22 protein-coding genes and 3 pseudogenes are annotated in these 26,790 nt (G+C 55.9%); 3 read left to right on the top strand and 22 right to left on the bottom strand.

Going from position 1 to position 26,790, the window contains the following annotated elements; translation table 11 throughout:
* Together PMI29_RS06320 and PMI29_RS06325 are read right to left on the bottom strand one after the other, a co-directional pair.
* Positions 1–175, bottom strand: a pseudogene (locus tag PMI29_RS06320) (alpha/beta fold hydrolase); the annotation flags it as partial.
* A 175-nt stretch (positions 176–350) separates the two neighbouring features.
* Positions 351–1,247, bottom strand: a complete 897-nt coding sequence (locus PMI29_RS06325; RefSeq protein WP_008002017.1) for a LysR family transcriptional regulator — start codon at positions 1,245–1,247, stop codon at positions 351–353.
* Positions 1,248–1,350: 103 nt separating this feature from the next.
* Between PMI29_RS06325 and PMI29_RS06330 the strand changes: the two genes are divergently transcribed.
* Positions 1,351–2,712: an MFS transporter gene (locus PMI29_RS06330; protein WP_008002015.1), complete on the top strand. Its 1,362-nt coding sequence runs from the start codon at positions 1,351–1,353 to the stop codon at positions 2,710–2,712.
* On the opposite strand, the gene PMI29_RS06335 is transcribed toward PMI29_RS06330, so the two are convergent.
* On the bottom strand, positions 2,675–3,550 hold the full coding sequence (locus tag PMI29_RS06335) for a LysR family transcriptional regulator (protein WP_008002012.1): 876 nt from the start codon (positions 3,548–3,550) through the stop codon (positions 2,675–2,677). The two genes, PMI29_RS06330 and PMI29_RS06335, sit on opposite strands and share 38 nt — an antisense overlap.
* A 179-nt stretch (positions 3,551–3,729) precedes the next feature.
* Here PMI29_RS06335 and PMI29_RS06340 point away from each other — a divergent pair, with 179 nt between their 5' ends.
* Entirely contained in the window at positions 3,730–4,668 is a 939-nt protein-coding gene (locus PMI29_RS06340; protein ID WP_008002011.1) for a LysR family transcriptional regulator, read from the top strand.
* 82 nt (positions 4,669–4,750) lie between these two features.
* Here PMI29_RS06340 and PMI29_RS06345 read toward each other — a convergent pair whose 3' ends face one another.
* The 17 genes and pseudogenes from PMI29_RS06345 to PMI29_RS06410 form a co-directional block, all read right to left on the bottom strand.
* A complete protein-coding gene (locus PMI29_RS06345) occupies positions 4,751–5,659 on the bottom strand; it encodes a LysR substrate-binding domain-containing protein (protein WP_033052642.1) in 909 nt (302 codons plus the stop codon).
* 102 nt (positions 5,660–5,761) lie between these two features.
* Positions 5,762–6,154: a nuclear transport factor 2 family protein gene (locus PMI29_RS06350; protein WP_008002007.1), complete on the bottom strand. Its 393-nt coding sequence runs from the start codon at positions 6,152–6,154 to the stop codon at positions 5,762–5,764.
* Positions 6,155–6,207: 53 nt separating this feature from the next.
* Complete coding sequence (locus PMI29_RS06355; RefSeq protein WP_008002005.1) at positions 6,208–6,672, bottom strand: SRPBCC family protein; 465 nt, start codon at positions 6,670–6,672, stop codon at positions 6,208–6,210.
* Positions 6,673–6,864: 192 nt separating this feature from the next.
* Positions 6,865–7,088 (bottom strand): annotated as a pseudogene (locus tag PMI29_RS31440) (hypothetical protein).
* 378 nt (positions 7,089–7,466) lie between these two features.
* Positions 7,467–9,383: a methyl-accepting chemotaxis protein gene (locus PMI29_RS06360; RefSeq protein WP_008002003.1), complete on the bottom strand. Its 1,917-nt coding sequence runs from the start codon at positions 9,381–9,383 to the stop codon at positions 7,467–7,469.
* 132 nt (positions 9,384–9,515) lie between these two features.
* Positions 9,516–10,316: an SDR family NAD(P)-dependent oxidoreductase gene (locus PMI29_RS06365; protein WP_008002001.1), complete on the bottom strand. Its 801-nt coding sequence runs from the start codon at positions 10,314–10,316 to the stop codon at positions 9,516–9,518.
* Between the two features lie 145 nt (positions 10,317–10,461).
* The gene (locus PMI29_RS06370) at positions 10,462–11,535 is read right to left on the bottom strand and encodes a universal stress protein (RefSeq protein WP_008001999.1); all 1,074 of its coding nucleotides are present in this window, start codon (positions 11,533–11,535) and stop codon (positions 10,462–10,464) included.
* A 28-nt stretch (positions 11,536–11,563) separates the two neighbouring features.
* Positions 11,564–13,963, bottom strand: coding sequence for an efflux RND transporter permease subunit (locus PMI29_RS06375; RefSeq protein WP_008001998.1), 2,400 nt, complete (start codon positions 13,961–13,963; stop codon positions 11,564–11,566).
* The gene (locus PMI29_RS0130395; protein ID WP_008001994.1) at positions 13,960–14,943 is read right to left on the bottom strand and encodes a WD40/YVTN/BNR-like repeat-containing protein; all 984 of its coding nucleotides are present in this window, start codon (positions 14,941–14,943) and stop codon (positions 13,960–13,962) included. Before PMI29_RS0130395 ends, PMI29_RS06375 begins: the two co-directional genes overlap by 4 nt.
* A 203-nt stretch (positions 14,944–15,146) precedes the next feature.
* Positions 15,147–16,508 (bottom strand): DUF1329 domain-containing protein, encoded by a 1,362-nt coding sequence (locus PMI29_RS06380; protein WP_008001992.1) that lies wholly within the window; start codon positions 16,506–16,508, stop codon positions 15,147–15,149.
* A 15-nt stretch (positions 16,509–16,523) separates the two neighbouring features.
* The gene (locus PMI29_RS06385; protein ID WP_008001991.1) at positions 16,524–18,227 is read right to left on the bottom strand and encodes a DUF1302 domain-containing protein; all 1,704 of its coding nucleotides are present in this window, start codon (positions 18,225–18,227) and stop codon (positions 16,524–16,526) included.
* Positions 18,228–18,636: 409 nt separating this feature from the next.
* Positions 18,637–19,401, bottom strand: a complete 765-nt coding sequence (locus PMI29_RS06390; RefSeq protein WP_008001990.1) for an SDR family NAD(P)-dependent oxidoreductase — start codon at positions 19,399–19,401, stop codon at positions 18,637–18,639.
* A gap of 154 nt (positions 19,402–19,555) precedes the next feature.
* Complete coding sequence (locus PMI29_RS06395; RefSeq protein ID WP_008001989.1) at positions 19,556–19,918, bottom strand: nuclear transport factor 2 family protein; 363 nt, start codon at positions 19,916–19,918, stop codon at positions 19,556–19,558.
* A gap of 182 nt (positions 19,919–20,100) precedes the next feature.
* On the bottom strand, positions 20,101–20,598 hold the full coding sequence (locus tag PMI29_RS06400; protein WP_202948976.1) for an SRPBCC family protein: 498 nt from the start codon (positions 20,596–20,598) through the stop codon (positions 20,101–20,103).
* Between the two features lie 309 nt (positions 20,599–20,907).
* Complete coding sequence (locus PMI29_RS06405; protein ID WP_008001987.1) at positions 20,908–21,837, bottom strand: LysR family transcriptional regulator; 930 nt, start codon at positions 21,835–21,837, stop codon at positions 20,908–20,910.
* A gap of 290 nt (positions 21,838–22,127) precedes the next feature.
* Positions 22,128–22,255: pseudogene (locus tag PMI29_RS32750) on the bottom strand (alkene reductase); the annotation flags it as partial.
* Positions 22,256–22,263: 8 nt separating this feature from the next.
* Positions 22,264–22,701 (bottom strand): NAD(P)-binding domain-containing protein, encoded by a 438-nt coding sequence (locus PMI29_RS06410; RefSeq protein WP_008001985.1) that lies wholly within the window; start codon positions 22,699–22,701, stop codon positions 22,264–22,266.
* 136 nt (positions 22,702–22,837) lie between these two features.
* On the opposite strand from PMI29_RS06410, the gene PMI29_RS32745 reads away from it, so the two are divergent.
* A complete protein-coding gene (locus tag PMI29_RS32745) occupies positions 22,838–23,380 on the top strand; it encodes a LysR substrate-binding domain-containing protein (protein WP_008001984.1) in 543 nt (180 codons plus the stop codon).
* Positions 23,381–23,664: 284 nt separating this feature from the next.
* Here the strand turns inward: PMI29_RS32745 and gabD are convergent, their stop codons facing one another.
* Together gabD and PMI29_RS06420 are read right to left on the bottom strand one after the other, a co-directional pair.
* Positions 23,665–25,107 (bottom strand): NADP-dependent succinate-semialdehyde dehydrogenase, encoded by a 1,443-nt coding sequence (gabD, locus tag PMI29_RS06415; protein WP_008001983.1) that lies wholly within the window; start codon positions 25,105–25,107, stop codon positions 23,665–23,667.
* Positions 25,108–25,146: 39 nt separating this feature from the next.
* Entirely contained in the window at positions 25,147–26,790 is a 1,644-nt protein-coding gene (locus PMI29_RS06420) for an acetolactate synthase large subunit (RefSeq protein WP_008001982.1), read from the bottom strand.

The following is a 26,790-nucleotide window of genomic DNA, read 5'->3' as shown; positions in this document are numbered from 1 at the left end:
ACCCCCCAAGCAGTAACAATGGCTTGCCCTGCCCGCCAATGACGGCGTGCAGTTTCACACCGTTGGCAGCGATCTCGTAGCTATCAAAGACGTCAGCAAAACCCGTTGGCAGCTTTGGTACGCCATGCACGGAGCCAAAGCCGCCCAGTGTTTTGAATTGTTCCTTTTGCAGCATCCCAAAGCCCACCTGATTGATCAATTAACCAGACCATAAATGAGGTGTCAGGTACTGACTAGGCAAGTAATCACCAAGGACTGTTGCGCTTACGCACCAATCTCGACGCAGGTATGTAAGGGCCATGACTGGCGCCCCTTCTACCTCGTCAATGGCTCCAGATTGACGAGGTACGTCACCCATTGAATACCGACATAATCAAGCGTCGCAGCCAGACGCTTCTGGGGGCTTCGTGAAAACGCGCATGCCAGTACTGCTTGAGGTCGTAGCGTGGAATGTCCAAGGGCGGCTCAACCATTCGCACATTCAGATTATGCGTGTACATGTTGGCGACGGTTCGTGGCAACACCACGATCAGATCAGAGCGTTCAATGATCGATGGCACACTCATGTAGTGAGACGTCTGCAGAACGATGTTCCGGTGGATACCTGCTTTGGTCAGGTGGGCTTCGAACATTTCCTGGCGACGACTGCCGTCACGTACCTGCAGATGTTCCAGCGTGGTGAAATCCTCCAGGGACAGTTGTTCCCCTGCCAGCGGATGATCGAGGCGGATCAGGCAGACCAGATCATGAGAGAACAAACGTTGCTGATAGATGTTGGGGGTAGTGAGGTCGGGAAAATAGCCAAGCACCGCATCGACCCGACCTTCATGCAGGTTCTCCACAAGCTCATCAGGTGCCAGACTGACGGTTCGTATGCGCGTATTCGGTGCCGCGCTGCGCAGGCTTTGGAATAGCGCAGGTAGAAAGACCACTTCACCCACTTCGCTCAGGCAAAAGACGAACTCCTGCTCGCTCGTGGCAGGGTCGAAGGTCGGGCCGCTGAGGATGTCCCGGTCGATGATCTCGATCACTTCGCGGGTGCGCTCAATGATGCCTTGCGCCCGTGGCGTCGCCTCCATCAGGTTGCCCGAGCGAATGAACAGTGGATCCCCCAGGGAGTGTCGCAAGCGGGCCAGTGCAGCACTGGTTGCGGGCTGGCTCATGCCTAGCCGCTTCGCCGCCGCGGTGACATTGCCGGTTTCATAAACGGCCAGCAGGACGCGGAGCAAGTTGAGGTCGGTGCGCATAGTTATAACAAAACCAGATAGCTTGAATAATTAGAATTGGCTTCCTTTATTTAATGCGCTTGGCGACGATCTCGTCCAGATAAAAAAAATAAAAGGTAGCCGCATGAATCCTGACAACGCCCGAATTGGCGAGATCATCGATAACGCGAAGATCTCGCCGTACCAGATCGTCATCCTTGCCTTGTGCTTCCTCATCGTCCTGGTGGATGGTTTCGATACGGCAGCCATTGGTTATATCGCTCCGTCACTGCGCGAAGAATGGGGATTGTTGCCTGCCCAGTTGTCACCTGTTTTCGGGACTGGACTGTTCGGCCTGATGATAGGCAGCCTGATACTGGGACCGGTCGCCGATGCCTTTGGGCGTAAACGCGTTTTACTGATTTCAGTGCTGGTGTTTGGTCTCGCCACCCTGGCCAGCGCCTTTACCCATTCGATCGAGTCACTTACGGTTATGCGTTTCATCACTGGCATCGGCCTGGGTGGAGCGATGCCGGCGTGCATTGCCTTGAGCGCTGAATATTCCCCTGCACGCCGACGCATGATCATGGTGACCTTGAGCTGGAGTGGCTTCACGGCTGGCCTTGCCTTGGGCGGCATGCTCGCCGCACAGATGATTCCAGCATTCGGCTGGCGTTCCGTTCTGGTACTGGGTGGCGTCATGCCGCTAGCGTTACTGCCAGTGTTGGCTTGGCTAATGCCCGAGTCGGTTCGGTTCATGGCGTCCTCGGCCAAGCACGCCGACGTCTTGCGCCGAGTGGTCGAACGCATCACCAGAAAAAGCTGGAACGGTGTAATGATCCTCGATGATGAACGTCCGGCCCAAGTAAGGTCGCCGATCTCGCATCTGTTCATCGACGGCCGACTGGTCCGAACACTGCTGCTGTGGGTGACCTTCTTCTGCTCGCTCTTTGTGTTCTACCTGCTGACCAGTTGGCTGCCTACCCTACTCAAAGAGGCCGGCTACGACATCGCTTACGCTTCACGTATTGGTGCCATGGTGCCGCTGGGCGGTACCGTCGGCGCCGTTCTCATGGCCCTGCTGATGGATCGCGTTGGCCCCTACCCTGTGTTGGCCCTCTCGTACTCGGGAGCGGCAGTGGTCATTGCTGTGACGGGTTATCTGATGGGTGACCCCTACTCATTGGCCACCGCCGTATTTTTCATCGGTTTCGGTGTGGCCGGTGCTCAAAACGGACTCAACCTGGTATCCGCCACCCTGTACCCCACCGCCGCCCGCGTGACCGGGGTGAGCTGGGCAATGGCCGTCGGCCGTTGCGGTTCAATTGTCGGCTCGATGCTAGGCGCCTGGTTTATTTCCACCGCAGGCACATCACAGGTGTTCTTCCATTGGCTGGCGCTTCCCGTACTGATCGGCGCGATAGCAATAGGTGGCCTTTATTGGCTCAGCAATCGCCGGACCCGGACAGTCAAACCTGCTCAAGTCGCTCACGCAGAAACTCAATGAAGCGTTGAGTTTTTGCGGGCAAAAGACGGGTTTCAGTGAGGGCATACACCGGGATCGGATTGGCGTGCCATTGGGGCAGTACCGGTTGCAGCAAGCCGTTGCGCAGATCATCCGCCGCAATGCCTTCCGGCAGAACAGCGATCCCCAGATCCAGCGTCGCCAATCGCCGAAGCATCCCGACACTATTGAGTTGAAACCGTCCACCCACCTCGATTTCAACCACTTCGCCTGCATGGGAGAGTTGCCACTTGCCAGCCTTTCGCAGTCGCAGGCATTCGTGGTTTACCAGCTCAGCCGGATGGTTGGGCTCTCCATTGAGTTCCAGATAGCGAGGCGAGGCATATAAACGACGAGAGAGGGTCGCCAGCCTGCGTGCAATCAGATTCGAATCTGCCGGCTCGCCCATGCGGATAACCACATCGACGGGTTCGCTGACCAGGTCGACCTGGCGCGGAGTGAGGTCGAATTCAAAGCTGATGCCTGGATACCGTCGAGCGAACTCGGCAATGAGTGGTGCCAGGTAAATGTTGGCGAAATCCACAGGCAATGACGCACGCAAAAGGCCGCTTGGATGCGCAAGCATTTCACCCAGTTGCTCGTGCGCCAACCGCGCCTCGTCAACGATCCGCTTGCATCGGTCAAAGTACAACTGCCCCGCCTCGGTCAATTCGATCTTGCGCGTGGTGCGATTTAACAGCCTCAAGCCAATGGCCTTTTCAAGTCCGCTGATGCGTCGCGACAAGGTCGAATTGGGCATCTCCATCGCTTCTGCAGCCCTGCGAAAGCTATGGGCTTTGACGACCTCGACGAACAACGCCATGTCGTTCAGAAGTTCCATGTTGATTGCTCCATATGTGGATCAGTTAATTCAATTATAGCCAGTTTATCCCGAATAAAGTTTGATGAATGATAGCTATATCAGCCTTCGAAGCCATTCCACACGCCTCGAACTCAATCAGTACAGCGCCGGTGCCGTTGACGGTTTCAACAGTGCCCCCGTAGGAGAGCGTCAACTGCATGAAAGACCTTAATGACCTTTATTACTTCGTACTGGTGGTCAAACATGGAGGGTTCTCGGCTGCGGCACGGGCAACGGGAATTGAAAAAACGTTGCTCAGTCGTCGTGTCGCGCATCTGGAATTGCGAGTGGGAGCCAGACTGCTACATCGCACGACGCGCCAGGTTTCGCTGACCGAAGCTGGCCATCATTTCTTTACGCTCAGCCAACCCGTTGTTGAGGGGGCTCACACCGCCTATGAAAGTGTGGAGCATCTTCGACGTGAACCCGTCGGGTTGGTACGGCTGAGCTGCCCTCAGGTTATGGCGCAAAGTTATTTGGCCCCCCTGCTACCTGGCTACATGGAAAAATATCCAAAGGTACGGCTTGAGTTGAATGCGGTAGATCGAGAGGTCGACCTCTTTGAAGAGCGCTTCGACGTGACCTTGCGATCGCGCCCCCGGATTGAAGAAACGGCCGGGTTGGTCGCAAAGGAATTAGGGGCCGCCAAGCAGATCCTGGTTGCAAGCCCCCGCTTTCTCGATCGTGTTGGGCGGCCTGCCACGGTCGAGGCCTTGTCAGAAATCGAGACCCTTTCGCGTCCTGGTGACATCCATGATGGCGTCGGTCGCTGGTTCCTGCGCAGTTCATCAGGTGAGGAGCTGCTGGTCAGCCATCAGCCGCGTCTTATCTGCGATGATCTACGTATGCAGTTGGAAGCCGCTGTTAATGGGTTGGGCGTCGCCTTGTTGCCAGAGCCCATAGCCGCCGCCTCGGTGCGCGCGAAGGCTCTGGAAGTCGTTATCCCCTCTTGGACCGGTGCAACGCATATCATCCATCTGCTCTACCCTAAGCCGAAAGGGATGTTGCCATCAGTTCGCAGCTTGATCGACTACCTGAGTCTCCATTTACCCCAAAGCATCCAGGAACGAAGCATCACCATTGAGAGAGTCGCCTGATGAAGGTGCAGCCCTCCGCGAATTCATGTTTTGAGCTCGGGGAATGTAACGCCTAGATGGCCGTGGTTTCCTTTGAAAGCGACTATTGCCAGGCTGATTGTTGGCTGCGCAGCACCTGGCCTACCATTTCTCTCAACCACTTGTTCTGAGGGTCTCGGTGAAATCGATCATGCCAGTACAGATCAATCTCGAACGAGGGTATTTGCAGGGGCAGAGGATGTATGGCGAGAGGATAAAAGCGCGCCAGTGTTTTACCCAGGGCAATGGGCAACGTCCATATCATGTCGGTATCCAGCAGCAAGTGCGGACCAGACAAGAACTGAGGGGTGCGCATTTTAATGCAGTCTCTGCCACCCGCATCGATCAGCGCACGCTCCAGTGCCTGGTGACCACTACCACCGGACTCCACCAACAAATGCTCACTGGTGGCAAAGGCTTCAAGGCTTAAGCCGCAATGTGCCAAGGGGTGGTCTTTGCGCATGGCGCAGACATAATGCTGAGAAAAAACCGGTGTACGGTGTATGTCAGTCTGAAGGGTCGGCATAAAGCCGAGTGCCAAGTCGATCCGGCCAGTGGACAGGCCATTGAGCGTCTCATCCATCCCCCCCCCGACGGTGTGTATCCGCGCTTGAGGTGCAACCCTGGACAATTCACTCAAGATGGGGGGCAAGCAAACGACTTCACCGATGTCGCGCATTCTGAAGATAAATGATTTTTCGCAAGTTTTCGGATCAAACGCCGGCATTTGGCACCCGGCCTCCCTGACCATCGCAAGGGAGGCCAGCAGTCGCGGCGCGATATGGACACAAAACGGTGTCGGTTCCATTCGGCGACCTACCAGCGTAAACAACCTGTCACCATAGTCGTTTCGTAACCGCTTGAGCGACCCGCTGACGGCTGCCTGCGTAACACCCAGATTCTGCGCCGCGATTGAAGCGGAGTGGTCTCGCCACAACGCCTCAAAGGTATAGAGCAGATTTAGATCTTTCATCATAACGCCCTGACTGATATTCAGAAACCAAAACACCGCACTTGCCAGCAAAGCGTCGTGGGCTTCGACCGGCAAGTGCAGTAAAGCTGGAGTTCTTGAGTGTTATGCGGACGCGCGGATAACTTCACTGGCATATGCGTTACTGTACAGCGGTGAAATATCAATGTGAATTCGATAATCATTAATCAAACGGGAAGCATTGAAGTGAACGACGACACAACAAGGAACATTGATAATCGTGCCGTCATGCTTGGTGTAATACGTATCAAAACGCATTATTGTCGTGTCGCCTTCGCTCCACACGCCTTGAAGAATATGTTCCAGTGAGGCTATTTGGGTAAAAAATGACTCAATCGCTACCCGGACACCCTCTTTCCCCACTACTTCTGGGGAATTGCCAAACCGAAACACGACGTCATCGGTCAGATAACTCAAAAAACCTTCGACCGACATCCGATCGACACTTTCAAACATACCTGTCAATTCATGATTCATGGCACGCCTCATTTCTTGTTTTTGTTTTCAGCTTCTGGTTATTGCACCGAAATCTATGCTGATTGGCTGACTTTATTACGAATGGTTTGCAGCGTGCTTCTTACCGCATCCAGATAGGAGTTTTGCATGCCGGTTGCAAACTCAAGTTCTTTGTCGCTACCGGCAGACACACCTGGCAGGGAAAAAACGAAGGAGAAGCGCAGGTACAGTTCACCGTTCTCTTCTTCGATCACGTTTTTAATGATCCCTCGAGCATTACCGGAGAGGCGCACGAATTCAACCTGTTGCTCTATCGAAAGAATCACCAGTTCCTGCAAGCGTTCGCCGTGCAAAACCACTTCACGAATAAAGCGATCTCCCTGGTCCTCGACAATGTTGCATTCGGTGATTGCTGAAACGTAAGGCACGGCGTTGCGCGCTTTACTCACCAAACCTTCCCACACCTGGCTTCGGTTCAGGTTCACACCGTTTGCTTCTGATTGCGCATTAACCTGAATGCGGCGACTAATATTAATCATGGAAAACTCCGTTGGATTCTGTATTCAAAACAACTGCCCCACACTAACTCTAGGGTGCAGCACATCATTTACCGACGAGCGGTAAATATCTTTGTTGGCACGCTCTCACTTTATGTATCAGTTACTCTATTTATATGTATTACGACGCGCAATACCGTAAAAACACCAAAGACTGTTGCATATATCCACCAATCAACGCCGTGTCAGGTCCAGCGCCACATCGACGATCATGTCCTCTTGCTCACCCACCTTTTTTCGCCATCCCAATTCGACCAGATGTCTACGGTACGCAACCCGTAGCGCTGGGTAGCCGCTTCGGCGTGGCGCAGAAAGCTGGAGTAAACGCCTGCATAACCCAGCGCCAGCGTCTCGCGATCAACACCCACTGGACGGTCCTGAAGGGGGGGCGATGTCATCGGTGTTAAGCACAGTGCGTCGCTATGCGTACACTGCGAGCGACAGCCGAATAAGAATCCTTGAGGTCGTGGATGGTGCCGGAAAAGGGCTTCGGCAGCAGTTGCTTCAAGACAGAACTCTGCTCATGAGTGCGACTGTTAGAATGCCCATATGAATCCGAACGTATCCTCAAAGATGCCCAACTCCATTTTGACCTCTGCCTGATGCGTCTCCTGGTCAGGAGTTTGAGCAGGCGAGTGTTGGGCGCCAGCTTTCGATTCTTTTGTTCGACGGTAGATCAGCCGCACCAGTAACCTTCGCGATACCACACTGGCCACTATTTCGACCTGCTCACTTTTCTGCACAAGGCCCGCTGTACAACTTGTGCCTCGCGGTACTCAGCACAGGGTGAAGTGTCGGAGCACTACCCTCAATTGCTCCGCAAGATGTTCTAGCTCACGTGAAGCATGGAGCAACTGGTCGCTACGCTGCTTGCCCTGCTCCGCCGCCTCCCGAACACGCCCCATGCTTTTACTGACCTCCCCGGACATTCGACTCTGTTCTTCAGTGGCAGCCGCGACTTGCAGGTTCATGGCGTGGATGGTCGACACGTCCTCGCTGACCTGAGCCAATGCCGAGTTTGCCTTGGCAGAGTGCTCCCGAGCTCGCTCCGAGTCCTCCCGAGCACGTGCAACCCGGCGCAGCCCCTCTTTGCTCTCACGCTGAAGGGACTCGATCATCTCGGCGATCTCGCCCGCCGATGCTTGAGTCCGGTTAGCCAGATTTCGGACTTCATCGGCGACCACCGAAAACCCACGCCCCATCGCCCCTGCTCTCGCCGCTTCGATAGCGGCGTTCAACGCCAGCAGGTTGGTTTGATCCGCGAGCCCCCGGATAACCTCCAGCACCCGTCCAATGCGCTCGCTTTGTGCGTCTAACTCACCCATTCCACGGCTCACTTCCTGGATCTGCTCGTTCAACAAATCCACCTGGCGCATAACAGCCATGGCACTTTCACTACCACCCTTGGCCTCGTGGCGAGCCGAGCTGGCCGCACTGGTAGCCTGATCTGTGCGGCTGGCGACCTCACTTAGCGATTCGCTCATCTGCAGCATCGAGGTAACTACGTGATCGGTTTCCCGGGATTGGTTCTCAGCACCTTGCGCCAGGTCCTCGGTTACACGGCCCAGTGAACTGGCAGCGCCTTCGAGCTGCGTACTCCCTTGCTCAATTCGGCTGACGATATTGTGGAGACTCTCTTTCATCCTGCGCATGCCCTCAAGCACCAACCCCAGTTCATCCCGGCGAACAACCTGAACTGCATGGTTCAGTTGGCCTTCAGCGACCTGGCCTACCACCGTAGCGGTGTATCGCAGGGGCTTAATGATCTGATTTCGGATCAAAAGCGCGGCACCAGTACCGAGGGCAAGGGTCATCGCCGCCATGATGATTAGCCAAATGTAGGTATACCGATTGAGTCGCTGCTGCCCCTCGGTAACCAACTGCCGCGCCGTAACGGACATCTCCATCATCTCGCGGGCAATACGTTCCATTTCCTGCTCGGCCTCCCGACTGACAACCGTACTCGCCCTATACTCCTCGAACGCCGAGTGATACTTCTCCAGGGACTGCAGAGCATTACCGAGAGTCTGCCTCTGTTGATCCGCAGCGCCAGCGGCCAACGCCTGTGCCGAGGAACGGAGGTCGGTCAGCAACAGGACCCATTGGTCATAGCGCGCCTTGTCCTGATCACGCGTATACGCCAGCTCCGCTGCACGCAACACCATGAGTTTGTGCATCAGCGATGCTGCTCCACTGAGCAGGGTCACCGACACCTTGCCCTCTTCGCCATCTTCGATGGCCGAGTCAATCAGGTCCTGCTCGACGCCTTCGAAACCAATTCGGGCCGAGTTCGCTTCAAGCACCATGGTGGCTTGCGTCCTGAAGACGCCCTCATGCGCCTCTGCCAATCGCTCAAACTGGTCCAGAAATCGTTTACTGGACTGAATCAAAGGTTGCAGCGACTGCCCCACCCCGCCGAGCTGCGACGGAATTGCTTCGACAAGCCTTACTACCTCATCCCGCGCTTCTGTGGAGCCATCTAGCAGATAGCTCTTTTCTGCGTTACGCACACTGAGGATGCCCGAATGAACCGTTGCAATTACTTCAAGCCTGCCCTCTCCTTCGAACACCGACTGCAAGCTGAAAATGGCTACGATGGCCAAGAAAGCAGTTAACCCCCCGAGTAGGCTGAACCCAACCGCCAATAGCCCACCGATGGACAAACGCGATAGCGTTCGAGACATGAATTTCATCTTGTTCTTATCCCGGTCGATGAATGAGCCTTGCGCTCCGACCACCTGAAGTACTAACTCCTGAGCCGATTTGGCCGATGCACGCTCGACAGACAAAAAGGCCGTGACATGTCGCGGCCTTTTAGACTCGATTCAGATCGCTAGATAGCCCCCATCGACGGCAATTGATGCTCCATTTACGAAGGAGGCCGCGTCGGATAGCAGCCAACGAGCCGCCTCACCGATCTCATTAGGCTCACCAAATCTTCCAATGGGGTGCCGGTCTTTCAGCTTCTCCAGGAATGTGGCAAAGCGCGGATCGCCGACCAACTCCTGGACGAGCGGAGTATTTACGATGCCCGGCAACACACAGTTGACGCGCACGCCCTTGGCGCCGTAATCGGCAGCCGCTGCGCGCGTGAGGCCAATGACGCCATGTTTGGCCGAGACGTACTCACTGGCATTCGGTATGGCCACCTGCCCGAGCGACGACGCAGTATTCACGATGGCACCACCACCGGTGCTCATCATGGCAATCACTTGGTACTTGATGCACCAAAAAACCGAAGTCAGGTCAATGAGCAGTGCTCGTTGCCATTCCTCTGTCGACAATTCGTGCAGCAACTTGCCAGCCTGACCGATACCCGCATTGTTGAACGCTCCATCGAGACGACCGTACGTCGTCACTGCAGCCTGCACCAGGGCTTGAACGTCCTCTTCGACTGCCAAATTCGCTGCTTCGAACGAGGCGACACCTCCGAGCGAACGAATGGCATCGACTGTAGCCCGGGCGCCGTCTGCTGCGATGTCGCTTACGATCACCTTCGCACCGGCTTGCGCAAAGAGCAGGGCCGATTCGCGGCCGATGCCACTTGCGGCGCCGGTTACTATGATCGTTTTGCCTTCAAGGTTTTGTGTCACGGTCGCGGGCGCTGTTTTTTCTTCCTGTCTCATGCTTTGACCTCATTCAGTTTGTTTTACTTCGGTTAATCGTTGATCGAGCCAGTTCGATGCAAACCCAAACTCCCCGAGGTATCTTTGCGGCGTTGTCGGCTCTATGGAAAAGCCTTTGTTTCAGTCAAGCGATAAGGGGGCATACCTAACGCCCTCCCTGTCTGGCGATGACCTCCTCGATGCTATCGGCGGCGCCAAAATGTCCGCGAGCAAGGCTGAGCAATCGGCCGAGGAGATGATCAAAAGACTCGTCGGCATCCGCGCCAAATCTTGGATCTGCGTTGTCCTGGAACGCATGCTTGATCTCCGTCCAATCAGCTGGTTTCAGATGCGCCCTCGCGGCAGGCAACAACGATTGCTCCTCGACCGACATATGCCGGAGCTGCCTGACGGTGAATTCGTCGACAGCGGCCAAAAACTCTTTCAGCCCGGATACCGGGTTCTGCGCCAGGACATCGAGCGCTTCCCGTAGCTCCTGCAAGCGGGCACCTCCCGTGTCATGATCGTGCTGCAGGCTGTCCAAAAGAGCGCTGTACTCCGGGGCTCGCTCGCGCAGCTTGCGATACAAGTAGATCTCTTCCTTGGGATGATGCAGACGCTCCGGGAAGGCATCGACATAGAACAACATTGCGCGCAGCAAGCGAATATCGGCAGGCTGTCCGATCATGCCTGCCTGCTGAAGCACTTCCTTTAGCGCTTGGAGGACGGCCGCCAGTGAGCGATGCTCGTCGCGCACGGCTGTCACGGCGATCTCTTCATCCGTGAGGGGACCTCGAGCCTGCCCGCTGACGACCAGAACCGGCAGGGTCGACACCTCGAGCAGCCGCGATGTGACCGATCGGTGCAGCAGTCGTGCAACCTTGCCGCGACTTCGTGAGGCGATGAAGATGAGGTCGCAGCCGTACTCAACCGCGGCCTGATGAATCGCCTCATGCGGCCGGGCACTTGGTGCAGAAGCCGAATTGCAGACCACTCCGGCTAATCGTGCTGCCACCTCTGCTTTTGCCAAAAGCTTCAGTGACTGCGCGTTCGCCAGGTTCTGGTAGTCCGCAGGCCAAGCCGCGTGTGCCAACGCGCCATCGCTGCTTTCGGCATAGTCTGGTGAGGCATGAAAGAAGATGATGCGCGCACCTACGCGGCTCGCGGCTTCGATTGCACAACTAACCAGGCCCTCGGATAACACCGAGGCGTCAATGGGTACAAGCAGGTGTTTGTACATCGGCATTGCTCCAATGATCGTCACGCCATCAGGCCTGGGCAGTTTGGGGAGGAAAGGCTTCGTCCTCGACAGACGAAATCCGGTTGGGCTTCAAGAGGAAATGTGCCAATGCCGGCAGCAGGATCAGCGCGCCCAGCATGTTCCAGACGAACATGAAGCCCAGCAGCAGCCCCATATCTGCCTGGAAGCGAATCGGCGAAAGTACCCAGGTAAAGACTGCTGCAGCCAAAGTCAGACCAGTCAGGACCACCACCCGGCCCGTGAAGCGCAATGCCAGTGCATAGGCTTCAGGCAGACTCGCTCCGCTGCGCATAGCGGCGAGAGTCACGCTGAGGACGTACAGCGAATAGTCGACACCGATGCCCACACCTAGGGCGACTACGGGCAGCGTGGCGACCTTCAACCCGATCCCCAACCAAGCCATAAGCGCTTCCAACAGGACTGTGGTCAGCATCAGCGGCAGCATGGCGGCCAGTGTTGCGCGCCATGAGCGGAAGGTGATCATCGCAAGCGCCATGACGCTCAGGTACACGAGTACGGTCATGATCCAGTTGGAACGCTTCACAACGATGTTCGTGGCCGCCTCAATCCCTGCATTACCGCCCGCGAGCAGGATTCGGGTCTCTGCACCAGCCCCTACCTCCATAGCGAACGCCTGCGTGGTTTTCACCACCCGGTCCAGCGTCTCCGCGCGGTGGTCGCCGAGATAGACGTAGACAGCGAGCAGGTCGCATGCCTGGTTGAACAACTCGCGAGGAGCTCTTGTGGTGATCGAGTTCAGCGTTGCCTGGTTCGGCAGATCGTACCAACGAGGATTACCCTCGCTGATGCCGACGGCAGCAAGCTTGGACAAGCTTGCGAACGAACTGGTGGACTCAACGCCAGGCAACTGCTGCAGCCGCCATTCCAGCTCGTCGACAGCGACGATGGTTTCGTGCCGAGTGCACAGGGACTTCGGCGTCTTCACCATCACCACCAGGAGATCGCTGCTCGACGGAAAGTTGCCGACCATGAAGGCATTGTCTTGGTTGTAGCGTGAGTCTTTCCTGAGTTCGGGCGCACCTGGATCAAGGTCGCCAACGGTCAAGTGCATGCTGCCCGCAATGCCGACAACCGCTAACACTACTGCCACTGCAACCGTTACACGCGCCTGCTTTGGCTGCGTGAAACGCACGAGTGCCCGCCACAACCCCTGGGTAAAGCGACTCTCATCCCGGTTATGCACCGAGACCCCGGTGTACGAAAGCAGGATGGGTAGGAGCACAAGATTCGTCAGAATCAATGCGGCCATGCCAATCCCAGCTGTGAGCGCCAAGTCGCGGATGATTTGAATGTCAATCACGGTGAGCACCGCGAAACCCAGTGCATCAGCCAGCAAGGCCGTCAGACCGGCGGCGAACAGCCGTCTGAAGGTGTATCGGGCGGCGACGACTTTGTGCGTACCGTTTGCCACATCGTTAGCGATGCCATTCATCTTCTGGGCGCCATGGCTGGCACCGATTGCGAACACCAGGAACGGCACCAGTACGGTGTATGGATCAAGCACGTAGCCCAGTATCCGGAGAGCGCCGAGAGTCCATAGCACCGCGATCAGTGAGCAGGTAATGACAACGATTGTACTGCGCACGCAGCGGCTGTACGCATACAGCGCTGACATGCACATCAGCAAGGCGAGCGCGAAGTAACCAGCCATGGCACCGACCCCATCGATAAGATCGCCTGCCACCTTCGCAAAGCCGGTGATGTGGATGCTGATGAGCCCCTTGGCATACTTAGCGCGCAACTCTTCCAATCGATGGGAAAGAGCCTGGTAGTCCAGGGGCTTTCCGTCCGGAGTAGTTGTCAGTAGCGGTAGGAGAATGACGCTGGACTGAAGGTCGGGAGAGACCAGTCGGCCGATTTCGCCGGACCGCTCGACATTCATGCGCAGCGCGGCGAGGCTTTGCGCCGAACCGTCGAAGTTGTCTGGGATCACGGGCCCACCGTCCAGACCGTCTTCTGTGACACCAAGCCAGCGTGTATTAGCCGTCCACAGCGACTTCATAAAAGGCCGCTCGACGCCCGGAACGAGGAATAGCTCGTCATTGAGCTGGCGCAGAGTTTCCTGGTAGTGCGCGTCGTAAATCGTTCCTGAGTTGTTGTGTACGGCAATACGCAAGGTATTGCCGACCCCCACCAGTTCTTCGCGGTGTTCGAGGTAGTTGCGAACGAATTCATGACCCGTTGGGATCATTCGTTCAAAGCTGGCGTTTAGCTCCAATTTGCGGGCACTTGTCCCAAGAAATATCGTCACCAGCGCGCACAGGACAACAAGCCAGATGCGGTTGTTGAACAGTGCGCGCTCCACTATGGAACCTGAGTGGACATCAAAGTCCGCCAGGTTTGATACCACCGGCCAGTCACCAGTCTGTTTGATCATGGCTGTCATTTCTTCGTACCTGAACTGCTCACTGTGCCCATAGATGTTGAATCGACCACGGCGACGCCTCGCAGCCCCGCGACCACGACGTTAGGGCCACAGGCGGGCGTTACGCCGAAAACCGGCCCCACGGGTGAACTGCCAATCGCTCTGGCTGCCCTGCCCGTCCCACGCACTTCGATGGCTTGTCCGTCGGCATCGAACAACATCGTGCTGTTAGCGGGACGTGGCAAGGCACTGAGCAAGGCCGCCTCGGTTCCGAGCGGTAGTGGTTGGAAATCTGGTGATTGCGATGAGAGCAGGAACGCATGACCGCGCAATCCATAGACGATCAAATCCGCACTCTGCTCATGTGCGCTATCCGTGATGCCGAAGTAGCTGCCCTCGTAAGGACTGGGAACGACCTGAAAGCTGCGTGCGCCATCATCGGACCGCACTATCAAGCCCTGTTCGCCGACCGCATACACAAGATTCTCGTGAGCCCAAAGGCCGTAAAGGTGGAGCCCCATGGGATTGGGAATCCGGTCGCCGATCCACTGCCAGGTCGCTCCGGCATCATCGGTGATCAGTGCCAACCCGTATGCACCAACCACTATTCCGCGCTCAGGAGTCCAGAAGTGCACCGCAAACAAGGGCTTGACCGCGCCGTCGGCGACCAGCCGCTCGGCATCGCTCAGCGCTCGTTGGGCAGCCTCGTTCGAGCTGTCCGCAGCGGTTGCCTTCTGGGCCGCAACCAAGGCCAGCTGCGCAATGACCCGGCCGTCTAATTGCTTCTGCCACGTAGTGCCTGCGTCCTGCGTGGCGAGAATGACGCCATCGTGTCCCACGGCCCAGCCGCGGGTGGGATCGACGAATGTCAGGGCGGTCAGCGTGACACTGACCGGCACCCTCGCCTGTTGCCACGTGTTCCCGCAATCATCCGAGTAAATAATCAGCCCACGCTCACCCGCAACAACTTGGCGTTTGCCGGCCGACGCGGCTGCCATCATGGCAGCCTTTGTGGTTCGGTGCGTGGGCGTAGCCATTGTTGTCAGACGGTGGTCGCCAAGATCAACAGCAGGTCCGTGCTCTTCCTCCGGGCGGAGCCCCCCATCGCTGGGGGCCTCCGCGCCATGCACACCTATGCTGACAGCGCACCACGCGATCAGGACGATGGGAAAACGGAGCGAGATCCTCCGACGGCTGCGAGTCGTCATCTCACACCTTCCGCAGCCAGCGACTCGGGAGTGAAATAGGTGGCCGGCAGCGTATCGAGCTGACGGTAGTACGGGCCATTGGAGTAGTCTGCCGGCGCACCGACTACCCAGGTGCCAGTCTGAATGTTGTAGGTGACCCAAGGCTGGCTCGTGAGGACATATGGGCCCTCCCATACGATGTGGGGTAAGCCCATGCCTACTCGCCAGATCTTGCCTTCGGCGTCCCAGCCCTCGTGCATTACGGCGCCCCAAGTGTCCTCATCCAAGTAGTAGCGCCGCTTCGGAACTACATGTCGCTTACCCGATGCCAGCGTCCCTTCGACCACCCAGACGCGGTGCAGCTCCCAGCGGAACGAGTCAGGGTTAATGTGGTGCGTGGAATACTGCTTGTCGGCCGGAAGGTTCTGCCAGCCGTTGGTGTTGTAGGGGACATACATTTCCTTCTTGCCGACCAACTTCCAGTCGTACCGGTCCAACTCGCCCCAGAACATGAAGGCCTCGTCGTAATACTCCTGCCCGGAGTTGACGTCGTTGGGCGTGTCATAGCCCACTGTCGGCGCCTTGCGAACACGCCGCTGTCCAGGAAAGTACTGCCATGCCGATCGCCCGCGATCCAGGGTTTCGTTAACCAGCAGCGCCTCGCCGGACTTGAACGCGGGCTCCGTCTGCATGTTCCGCAGTTGCATGAAGGGCCCCTTAAAGTCGGCATGCCACGGCGTTTTCGGGTCGTAGTACGGCCACTGCACTTTGTTGTAGCCCCTGGACGGAATCACCAACTTCCCGTCTGCAGTACCCGTGTAGTTGAGGTATGTCGTCGTGGTGGTCGACCCCGCATAGGACAAGCGGTGGTTCCACATTGCTTCCGCACCGGTCTTCGGAATCGGAAACGGAATGCCTCCGTAGGCGCCTTCGATCGAATTGCCACCGTTGGTAGTCTTCGCGCTGGTCGCATTGCGGAACGTGTTGTCATTCACCCATTGCGGCAAAGTCGCCGTGCGGTGGGTGGGATACACGTTTAAGCGAAAAGAGTCAGGGTACTTCCCGAGTAGGGCCTTCACACCTTCGGGCAGCTTCGCCGCATTGCTGTCGATGTCTTTGGAGGTGATAGTCAGGATTGGCTTTTCGCGGGCAAAGGGATCAGGTCGAGGATCACCTGACTTGTACCCCGCCGGCGGAGTGACACCGGCATCGCTCCACGCGGGGATGCTGCCGTCAGCATTACCGGCGCGCTCTGCACCCACAGGCGTCAGGGTGCTCTTGAGCTGCTGAGCCTCTTCGTTGGTTACTGCGCCCTGTGCAATGCCGGCACAAGCCATTGCCGCGACGACGCCAAGCAATTTGAATGAATGCAATTTCATGTTGATCTCCAGGACTTAGAACGACATCTGCACAGTGGCGGAGATGTTGCTGCGATCTTTGTAGTACTGATCAAACGACAGCCGGTCGTTACTCGACTCAAGCACGGCGCCGGTATTGCCGAAGTAGGACGTGTAGGTAAGGCCGAGGATGATGTCCTTCTTGTAATCACCCTTGATGCCGATGCTGTAATCACCGCCCTTGTCGACGCCCCCGTTGAAGAGAGTCACCGCGGACGACCTACCCTTTGGGTTGTATCCAAGGCCAATGGGGATGGACACATCCAACCCGTCCAACACCTGGTAGTAGGTGGGAGAGAAGAGCATGCGGAATCCAAGGGCATCTCGCGTTGCATTGGGATCAACTGCCTGCGGGTTGTCAGTGACCGACAGCAGGCGGTTCCACCCCATCTCAGCCAGAAAAGTTCCGCCTTGCCAAAGTGCAGTCGGAGAGAGGAGCAGCGTTGACGATACGTTCACGTGCGCTGTACGGCCCACGGGGTAGGCTGGGTGGGAATCATTGTCGGCCTCAGGATCGAAGACAAAGACCCCAGGATTGACCAGCGGCGCGTTGTCGCGCATCGAGACTTCGATGCCCATGTTCGCGTCGCCGAGCGAGGTGTTAAGACTGGCGCCATAAGCGCGAATGCCCTCATGGTATACGGTCTGGAAAACACCAACTTCCTGCCCCGGCGCCCCCTGGTTGCTGAAGAACCCTGTCCCCGCGGCGGGACGGATATAAATGTTTCCGTCCTTCTGGTGGTAGCGGATGGCATAGAGGCCGATATCAGCATCTATGTCCTCTGGCCGGATACGAACCTGAAAGCCGAACTGGCCAGCGTCACTTGGCTTGATTTTGCCTGCGTTCGCAAAGTGCGCCCCGGTTGGCCACAGGAGACTCTCCGCCCCATCACCGAAAATATCCGAGAAGGAGCTGAACGCGCCGGAAGCTGGAATGCGGTTTTCTTCCCATTCGAACTGGTAGTACCCGCTAACCGTGAGACCAGGCCGAACTTGCAGTTGCGCCGAGAACTGATTGACCGGTCGTACCACTTCCTTGAATTGAGAACCGGGCACGTTGAACAGTTTCACGTAGTCGATAGGCACCATACCGCCAGCAATACCGTTGGAGCCAAAGAACAGCGTTTCTCCCCAGATCTGGGCATGCCGTCCGAGACGGAATGTCCCGCTCATGTCGCCAAAATCGGCCCCACCAAATACGAAGGCATCGAGTAATTCAGCCTCGCGGCCCATAAGGTCACGCGTATCGTGCGTAAACTCGCCTGCCGGAACGGATGTACTATTGATCGTAAGGGGGGAATTGTTGTCGTTGGAACGGTTGTAGACTTCGTCGTACCACGCGGCACCACTTACACGGCCACCAAATCGTTCCTTGTAGATGACATCCGCCTCGGAGAACAAATCCACGCGGCTCGACACCAGGCCTTTTTCACGGAAATTGCGATCACCATCATCAAGGTTGGCCTGGGCTGGCCCGATGAGCTTTGAGTCGGCATCCTTCAACCGCCAGGCAGCGCTGTATTTCAGGCTGGAGTCCCACCTCATTTTCCAGTCAGGGTTGTCCGTTGGGATTTCAAATGCGGATGCGCCATTCGAGGCCACCGCCGCGACGCAGGCAATGGCAAGATGTATTGCGTGCGCCACGTGAGTTGGACGCGCATGGCTAAAACTCGCTCGCGGAGTAATTCGCGTGCTGGTCATTGTTCGGTCTCCAGGTATCTATTGTTGTTAGCAAGGAAACTTCTGTGATTTTTGCAGGGAACAAGGCCAAAACCTTGCACCCTCTTTCTGCGACTTCTTATCGGTGTGTGTATCCCCGGGGCCCGCCCGCCTCGATAGACTGCAGTGTCAATTGCGATACACGCGCGACTTGCGCTCCAGCATTCTTGGGTTAGAAGGCGCTTGGCTTGCGTACGCCGTCTGAGCCGGCGAGAGCTCCGGTACCCAAGGAGGATCCGACTATCGGCTCGTGCGAGGCCAGCAGTGATTCAGACGTAGAACACACGCCGACTACGACCACTCCGCAGTGAAGCCAGGTCGTACAGAGGATGTCAGCATGGCCTCGCTGCCCTTCTATAAACTCAGTCGACAATGTCCCGACCGAATCGCGTCACCACGCAGTAGTACCGCCATCTATTGCGAAATCAGCGCCGGTCACCCATTTCGCCTCATCACTGGCTAAGTAAAGTGCGCAATACGCAATGTCTTCAGGAGTACCCACCAAGCCGTTAAGCATCAGCTTTCGCTTCATTGGGCCAAACCACTCGGGATCGTCTATAAAAGCAGCGGTGGCACCGGAGCGAACCAAGCCAGGGGAGATGCTGTTGGCACGAATGCCATGCTGACCGCCTTCCATTGCAAGCTGCCGGGTCATAGCGATCACTCCTCCCTTTCCAGCCGCGTGTGCTAATGCGGGCAATACTTCATAAGCGATCTTCCCGGAAGTTGAACCGCAGTTAATGATCGATCCACCACGCTTTCTCAGATGAGGCCATGCCGCCTTGCAGGCGTTAAACACAATGTCCAACTCACCTTTCATGGTGGCTGTCCACATTTCATGGGTCATTTCTTCGATCGGCGCAAAGTGCACGGCTGCGGCATTGTTGTAGAGCACATCGATACGCCCAAAGTTAGAGATCGCAAAATCAATGAGTGCTTGGGCCTGGGCCGGATCGGACGGGTCACAAGGATGCAATGCAACAGCTTCACCTCCTTGATCCAAAATTGTTGCAATAGTCTCTTTGCAACCGTCTACATTGACGTCACATCCGACGACCTTTGCCCCCTCTGCGGCAAAAAGCAATGCTGCGGCACGCCCCATGCCACTACCTATTCCAGTAATTACAGTTACTTTTTCTTTTAATCGGCTAGCCATGGCAAACTCCAGAACTTGCAAGAAAAATTGAATAAACTCGTATTGCTAAAGCTGAACCGCGCGATCACGCAGGCAGCATGCAATGCAACTCGGCACAATCACTTTGATTCGGAACAGAGTGATTTATCCGGAGCAAACCAATTTCAAACACACTTCATGCAGCAGAGAAAACAGGCGAAGCATCGACATAGATACGCCACTCACTAATGAGTTCGTGCCTAAGCTTGATGATGGTAGCGCACGGAACCGAAACTTCTTTCTGGTCCAGGCGCGTATAGGTCACGAGGCTTTCAAATACCACATAATCATCGCTTTCAATCACATGGTGTATGTGGTGTTTTAAACCATTTATTGTCTGCCAAAATGCACCTACGATAGTGCGCACCTCTTCCTTTCCAGAAGCCGCCGGATTATTGGCAATAGAAAGTTTAATATCCTCAGTCAAAAAGGATAAAAAATCCTCCATACGCTTTCTGTCGATATTATCGAAAAGCTTCTCATAGCAGAGACCACGCATGTCAGCACCACCAATTTTTAATTATAAATTTGACACAGACTTACAGCCAGCTATTACCACCGAAAGCACAAGGCAGCACAAAGACTCCAGCCAGCCATCCACAGCAACTGACAGTCGAATCATTGAAAATGACCACCCCAAAATTTCGGCGATAGAAACTGGTTAATCGAATAAGGATTCGACTACAGTTTTCCGCTATTTACAGCCTGTCGGATTGCGGAAAGAGTGGAATCCACGGCTGCAGCATAATCCTGCTCCATCATCATCCCGAACTCTTGCTCCTGCGGTGACCCAGAGTCGGCATCAACCAATTGCAAGGCGAAACTAAAACGAAGCCTCATGTCGCCATCTTTCCCTTCGAGAATTTCATTTGTAATCAGACCATCAACTGGACCAGAGAGGCGCAAAAACACAACCTTCTTTCCTGGATAAAAGGTGATCCGCTCCCGGGCAGCCTGGCCCCGTATTTCGATATCTCGAATCAGACCATTTTCAGTGAGTTCAACAACCTCACACTTTGACATTGCCGCAACAAAAGGCAAGGCGTTCCCCGCTTTCAATTCCAGCCCTTTCCATACTTGCGAGCGACTCAGGACTGGTTCTCCCGGCTTACGACTGCCATTTACCGAAACTTCTTTTGCAACATATAACATTGCTTTCTCCTTGAGTGTGGCTGGCATTTGAAATGCCTATGAACAGGCAAACACGATCACCACCCCGCCCCAAACTCACGCTTTAGTTTCCAGAACAACTTACGCTCAGTACATCTCCAACGGAAGTCATTTCTCGTAATTTGGATTATCCGTTCTACTTATATCCTCCACGCAACCGCCTTCAAACCCAGAGGCTTCCTTCAAAGACCGACCGCCACCTGAGGGCTGTTTCCCATGATCCAAGCCGCCAATTGAGTGTACAAAAGAGCTCGCCACTACTTCTGACCTTCCCTAGAGCTCTCTATAACGACGGCACAAAGGCCCATGAAAAATCACTTAGGCAAATTTGCTCATCATGTCAGCTACGGGAGCATTCGAAAATTCTCGTTGAATCAGTGAGCGCAACCAAATCAGTCGAGGGTGATGGTGGAATTTTCTGTGCCAGTATTGCTTCAGATCATATTCGGGAATTTCAATCGGGAGCGACACAGTCTTTAATCCATACTGACCTGCAAACATATTTGCCACAACCATCGGAGCGATTGCGACAAGATCTGATTCAGAAATGATTCCTGGAACACTCATGTAATGGGATGTAGTAAGAACGATATTTCGCTCTTGTTGGCGACTAGCTAGTACCTGATCGAACATCTCGCTGGTTCGGCTACTATCCTTGACCTGAACATGTTCAGCTTTTAAGAACTCATCCAAAGTCATGCGTGCCCCTGCAATTGGATGCCCCTTCCTTACCAAGCAAACAAGAGTGTGTGAAAAAAGCCTCTGCTGAAAGATGTCCGCAGATACAAGATCTGGATAGAAACCGATTGCTAGGTCCACCTTCCCGCTCTGTAATCCTTGGGCCACATCCTGCGGCGAGAGTGAGAGAGAGCGAATCCGGGCAGAAGGGGCCTGTTGCTTCATTACCGGAAACAGGTGCGGCAAAAACACGTGCTCAGCGATGGCAGTCAAACAAAGAACAATATCGCTGGTCGCTTGTCGGGGATCGAAGCATTGCCGCGTCAAAATATCCTGGTCAATCGACTCAATGACCTCTTTGACTTTTTCTATGATGCTCTCGGTTCTAGGTGTCGGCTCCATGCCCATGGGAGTCCGAATAAAAAGAGGATCGTTGAATGAATCGCGAAGTCGTGCCAATGCAGCGCTGGCTGCAGGCTGGCTCACCTTCAGCGATCCAGCTGCTGCAGTTATATTGCGGGTATCATAGATCGCCTGCAGTACCCGAAGTAGATTCAAGTCGAGCTTCATGGAGTCGCTCCGGAAATACACACCCACCTCGAATGAACACGTTAGTGCCAATTGCGCTCTAGCCCATCGAACTTAGATGTTTCTAGGGCAGCAACCGTCAGCATTGGATGCTCGTGACGACGGGGACGCTTGGGTATTGTTTTTATTGTTTAAGGTTTGCGGAGAAAGGAGAATGTAAAGGGATACATTTGGCTTCCTCATTCACTTCGGTCATCTACTGAGTCAATCCTGCAGGGCAGTCATCCCCCCTGCATCAACAGCCCCTCCCCTTCGGGCGAGTTCCAGTTACCGGCATACTTCGCGTAGTAGGTGGGCACCAACGCCCTCGGCACACCTGCATCATCAGCACGAGAGCGAGTCATTGGAGCCTGACCATACGGTTGGACGAGGCATGGTTGCCGACACGAACAGCGGTAATTAGTGGGTTCAAGCTGCGCTCCTGCAAAGCCGATGTCGTAGATATTCAACCAAGCTAAGCAGCACCATTGATGGGGTGCCGCTAACTTCAGCTTCCAGTGCCCGAGCCCCACGAAGCTCGATGCGCTGAGCTATCCGCTGTTTGAAGGCCTTCCGATACGTGCCGATCTCGATCAGCGAGTGCTGTGGCCCTATGGACTGAAGGATGCCATCAGGCCCCTCCATGATTTCCAGGTGGGACTCTTCGCATGGCAGGCAGGTGAGGATGAAATTTGCTTCGGCCGCTACGGCGGCGGGACTCTGAAGCGCGATGCCACCCTGTTGAACAAAGGCTTCGCGATCTCGACGGCGGTAGTCGACGACGCGAAACCCGGCGGCAAGCAGGTTGGTGGCGATGGGAAGGCCAAGTTGGCCATTTCCCACCATACCGATGGTTGTACCAGGCATTTTTTGCCTCTCTTCTTATAGTTCTTTTACGCGAAGCACGAAGCTTGGCTGGGTCCTAACCTAGGCCCAGCCGAGCCTGGGAGCAAACACCCAAAGCTATACATATGTAAAAACAAGAACTATACGAAGGACAGCGATGAAGGACTTAAACCTGCTCTACACCTTCGAAGCACTAAGGCGGGATTACTCTGTGTCCGCGCAGGTCCAGCAGCGTATGGAGCCAGCGCCCTTCGCGGTGCAGATCGCACCTTTGCTGCTCGAGTCGCTCGAACTGGTGCGCCAGGCTGACAGCCAGATGGCTGCATTCGACTCACACGACTGCCGCAAGACATTCACCCTTCGTATGCGAGATATCGGCGAGGTGGTATGCCTTCCGACGACTCTGAAAGTGTTGTTCGCCCAGGCCCCCATGGCACGGATCCATACGGTGACGGGCTCGGTCGACGAAACGTTGAACGGTCTCTCCACTGGCCGTATTGACTTGGCGGTGGGTCACCTGCCTACCCTGCAGACGGATATCCATCGAACCCTTGTATTTTCTCAGCACTACGTCTGCGCAATGCGCGCTGGACATCCACTTGCCGAAAAGAAATTGACCCTGGAACGATTCATCGGGCAGCAACAGCTGCTGGTTGAACCTGGAGGCAGTGGCCACCAAACGCTCGAACGCGACTGCTAGATGCCGGTGGGCGCAACAGTATCCGTGCATCCATGCCTCAGTACCTATCGGCACCACACCTGCTGCTTGAGTCAGACATGCTCTGGGGTTGTACCCAGCGCACTTGGCAAGGTCCTGTCTCGCTACTATCCGTTGGTCCTACGCCCACTTCCATTGAAAATCGGGGTGGCTTGTAGCCGCGGAGCGATAGCTTCAGTGATAAGAAAGGACAGAAGAAAAAATCGGAGCCGGACTCGCCGGCCCCATTCCTTTCAGTCAATCAGACTAATAAGGTTGAAAACCTATTACACGCTCAAACACAGATACTTGATTTCCAGATAGTCTTCGATGCCGTACTTGGAGCCTTCACGGCCCAGGCCCGAGGCCTTGATGCCACCGAACGGCGCGACTTCGTTGGAGATCAACCCGGTGTTGACGCCGACCATGCCGTATTCCAGGGCTTCCGCCACGCGGAATACACGGCCTAGGTCGCGAGCATAGAAGTACGAAGCCAGGCCGAACTCGGTGTCGTTGGACATCGCGATTACCTCGGCTTCGTCTTTGAAGCGGAACAGTGGAGCCAGTGGGCCAAAGGTTTCTTCCTTGGCCACGGCAGCGTTGTTCGGTACGTTGACCAGAATGGTCGGCTCGAAGAAGTTGCCTTCGATGGTGTTGCCACCGGCCAGTACCTGGGCGCCTTTGCTCAAGGCGTCGGCGATGTGTTCTTGCACCTTGGCCACGGCTTTTTCGTCGATCAGCGGGCCAGTGGTGGTGCCTTCTTCCAGACCGTTACCGATCTTGAGTTTGGCCACAGCCACTTTCAGCTTCTCGGCGAACGCGTCGTAGACCGAATCCTGAATGTACAGACGGTTGGCGCAGACGCAGGTCTGGCCGTTGTTGCGGTACTTGGAAATGATCGCGCCTTCGACGGCCTTATCCAGGTCCGCGTCGTCGAACACGATGAACGGTGCGTTGCCGCCCAGTTCCAGGGACACTTTCTTGATGTCCTTGGCGCATTCCGACATCAGCTGACGACCAATTTCGGTCGAACCGGTGAAGGACAGCTTGCGCACGATCGGGTTGCTGGTCAGCTCGCTACCGATGTCGCCGGCGCTACCGGAAACAACGCTGAACACACCGGCAGGAATGCCGGCGCGCTGGGCCAGTTCGGCCAGGGCGAACGCCGAGAATGGCGTTTGCGAAGCAGGCTTGAGCACCATGGTGCAACCGGCGGCCAGGGCCGGGCCGGCTTTACGGGTGATCATCGCGGCCGGGAAGTTCCACGGGGTGATGGCAGCGGTCACGCCGATTGGCTGCTTGATCACGATCAGGCGCTTGTCTGGCTGGTGGCCCGGAATCACGTCACCGTAGATGCGCTTGGCTTCTTCGGCGAACCACTCGATGAAGGAAGCGGCGTAAACGATTTCACCCTTGGCTTCGGCCAATGGCTTGCCTTGTTCCAGAGTCATCAGGCGAGCCAGGTCGTCCTGATTCTCGATCATCAATTCGAACCAGCGACGCAGCTTGCCCGCACGTTCTTTGGCGGTCAGTGCACGCCAGGCCGGCAGCGCTTTGTCAGCGGCTTCGATCGCACGGCGGGTTTCGGCAGCGCCCATTTTGGGCACGGTGCCCAGAATTTCGCCCGTTGCCGGGTTGTTGACCTTGATCGTCTGACCATTGTCCGCATCTACCCAAGTGCCATCGATGAAGGCTTGCTGGCGGAACAACTGAGTGTCTTTCAGCTGCATGACGTTTCCTTTTCTGAATGGGGGTTGGCGAGCGTTGGCTTAAACCAAAGCGCTACGTCTTTTAAGCTCATGGTTCAGAATGAAATCGTTCTCGGAATAATCCACCGGGCAATCGATAACGTGCACACCCGGCTCACTGATGCAGCGCTGCAGTAGCGGCAAGAATCCTTCGGCGCTTTCCACCCGGTGGCCCTTGGCGCCATAGCTTTGCGCATACATGACGAAATCCGGGTTGCCGTAGTCCAGACCAAAATCAGTGAACCCCATGTTGGACTGCTTCCAACGGATCATGCCGTAGCCATCATCGCGTAGGATGATGACCGTCAGGTTCATCTTCAAACGTACGGCGGTTTCCAGCTCCTGGCTGTTCATCATGAAGCCGCCGTCACCGCACACAGCTACCACAGGACGATCCGGATAGACCAAATGTGAAGCCATCGCCGAAGGCAGGCCCGCACCCATCGTTGCCAAGGCATTGTCTAACAGAACGGTGTTGGGTTTATGTGCCTTGTAGTTGCGCGCGAACCAGATTTTGTAGATGCCGTTATCCAGAGCCACGATGCCTTCGGAGGGCAAGGCACGACGCACGTCGGCGACAAAGCGCTGCGGGTAGATCGGGAAACGGTTGTCGTCCGCGCCCTCGATCACTTGGGCCTCGTTGGATTCACGGATCGTCATAAGGCGGGTGAAGTCCCAGTGTGAAGTGTCATTCAAGGATTCGCCGATCTGCCAAACAGCATTGGCGATATCGCCGATCACTTCGACCTGTGGGAAGTACACCGGATCGACCTCGGCGGAGCGGAAGTTGATGTGGATGACTTCGGTGCCGCCACGGACCATGAAAAATGGCGGTTTCTCAATCACGTCGTGGCCAATGTTTACGATCAGATCAGCCGCCTCGACAGCACGGTGCACGAAGTCGCCGGAAGACAGTGCGGCATTGCCAAGGAAGCGTGGATGACGCTCATCTACCACGCCTTTGCCCATCTGAGTGGTGACAAAAGGGATGCCGGTCTTGTCGATCAGTTGCTTGAGTACCTTGGCGGTCATCTTGCGATTGGCGCCGGCACCAATCACCAGGATTGGGCTACGGGCGGTCTGCAATTTCTCGACTGCGGCCTCGATGGCCTTGTGCTCGGCCAGCGGGCGACGATGCAGGCTCGGAGGAATTGGTCGGCTTTCGGTCTGCTCCGCGGCGATGTCCTCGGGAAGTTCAAGATGAACCGCTCCGGGCTTTTCTTCCTCAGCAAGGCGGAAGGCTTCACGCACACGCGAGGGAATGTTGTCAGCGGACGCCAACTGGTGGGTGTACTTGGTCAGCGGTTGCATCATCCCAACAACATCAAGAATCTGGAAACGGCCCTGCTTGGACTTTTTGATTGGCTTCTGCCCGGTAATCATGAGCATTGGCATTCCACCCAAGTAGGCATAGGCGCCAGCAGTGACCAGGTTCGTAGCGCCAGGGCCAAGGGTCGATAAGCTGACTCCTGTTTTGCCGGTCAACCGGCCATAGGTTGCCGCCATGAAACCAGCCGATTGCTCATGTCGAGTGAGAACGAGCCGGATGTTGGAGCGCCTGAGTGATTCAAGTAAGTCCAGGTTCTCTTCACCAGGAATCCCGAACACGAACTCTACGCCCTCATTCTCGAGGCACTGCACTACGACGTCTGAAGCCTTGAGCAT

This window comes from Pseudomonas sp. GM49, assembly GCF_000282355.1.
Lineage (GTDB): Bacteria > Pseudomonadota > Gammaproteobacteria > Pseudomonadales > Pseudomonadaceae > Aquipseudomonas.
Note: the sequence above shows the minus strand (reverse complement) of the source record. Positions and strands in the feature narration are given on the sequence as shown.

Bases quoted from the DNA above. Each gene is read 5' to 3' on its own strand.
- PMI29_RS06360 (WP_008002003.1), bottom strand. From the start codon at position 9,383: ATGAAATTCATGTCTCGAACGCTATCGCGTTTGTCCATCGGTGGGCTA.
- gabD (WP_008001983.1), bottom strand. From the start codon at position 25,107: ATGCAGCTGAAAGACACTCAGTTGTTCCGCCAGCAAGCCTTCATCGAT.
- PMI29_RS06390 (WP_008001990.1), bottom strand. From the start codon at position 19,401: ATGGCTAGCCGATTAAAAGAAAAAGTAACTGTAATTACTGGAATAGGT.
- PMI29_RS06330 (WP_008002015.1), top strand. From the start codon at position 1,351: ATGAATCCTGACAACGCCCGAATTGGCGAGATCATCGATAACGCGAAG.
- PMI29_RS06325 (WP_008002017.1), bottom strand. From the start codon at position 1,247: ATGCGCACCGACCTCAACTTGCTCCGCGTCCTGCTGGCCGTTTATGAA.
- PMI29_RS06365 (WP_008002001.1), bottom strand. From the start codon at position 10,316: ATGAGACAGGAAGAAAAAACAGCGCCCGCGACCGTGACACAAAACCTT.
- PMI29_RS06380 (WP_008001992.1), bottom strand. From the start codon at position 16,508: ATGAAATTGCATTCATTCAAATTGCTTGGCGTCGTCGCGGCAATGGCT.
- PMI29_RS0130395 (WP_008001994.1), bottom strand. From the start codon at position 14,943: ATGATGGCAGCCGCGTCGGCCGGCAAACGCCAAGTTGTTGCGGGTGAG.
- PMI29_RS06400 (WP_202948976.1), bottom strand. From the start codon at position 20,598: ATGCCAGCCACACTCAAGGAGAAAGCAATGTTATATGTTGCAAAAGAA.
- PMI29_RS06350 (WP_008002007.1), bottom strand. From the start codon at position 6,154: ATGAATCATGAATTGACAGGTATGTTTGAAAGTGTCGATCGGATGTCG.
- PMI29_RS06395 (WP_008001989.1), bottom strand. From the start codon at position 19,918: ATGCGTGGTCTCTGCTATGAGAAGCTTTTCGATAATATCGACAGAAAG.
- PMI29_RS32745 (WP_008001984.1), top strand. From the start codon at position 22,838: ATGAAGGACTTAAACCTGCTCTACACCTTCGAAGCACTAAGGCGGGAT.
- PMI29_RS06385 (WP_008001991.1), bottom strand. From the start codon at position 18,227: ATGACCAGCACGCGAATTACTCCGCGAGCGAGTTTTAGCCATGCGCGT.
- PMI29_RS06335 (WP_008002012.1), bottom strand. From the start codon at position 3,550: ATGGAACTTCTGAACGACATGGCGTTGTTCGTCGAGGTCGTCAAAGCC.
- PMI29_RS06370 (WP_008001999.1), bottom strand. From the start codon at position 11,535: ATGTACAAACACCTGCTTGTACCCATTGACGCCTCGGTGTTATCCGAG.
- PMI29_RS06410 (WP_008001985.1), bottom strand. From the start codon at position 22,701: ATGCCTGGTACAACCATCGGTATGGTGGGAAATGGCCAACTTGGCCTT.
- PMI29_RS06420 (WP_008001982.1), bottom strand. From the start codon at position 26,790: ATGCTCAAGGCTTCAGACGTCGTAGTGCAGTGCCTCGAGAATGAGGGC.
- PMI29_RS06340 (WP_008002011.1), top strand. From the start codon at position 3,730: ATGAAAGACCTTAATGACCTTTATTACTTCGTACTGGTGGTCAAACAT.
- PMI29_RS06405 (WP_008001987.1), bottom strand. From the start codon at position 21,837: ATGAAGCTCGACTTGAATCTACTTCGGGTACTGCAGGCGATCTATGAT.
- PMI29_RS06355 (WP_008002005.1), bottom strand. From the start codon at position 6,672: ATGATTAATATTAGTCGCCGCATTCAGGTTAATGCGCAATCAGAAGCA.
- PMI29_RS06375 (WP_008001998.1), bottom strand. From the start codon at position 13,963: ATGACAGCCATGATCAAACAGACTGGTGACTGGCCGGTGGTATCAAAC.
- PMI29_RS06345 (WP_033052642.1), bottom strand. From the start codon at position 5,659: ATGAAAGATCTAAATCTGCTCTATACCTTTGAGGCGTTGTGGCGAGAC.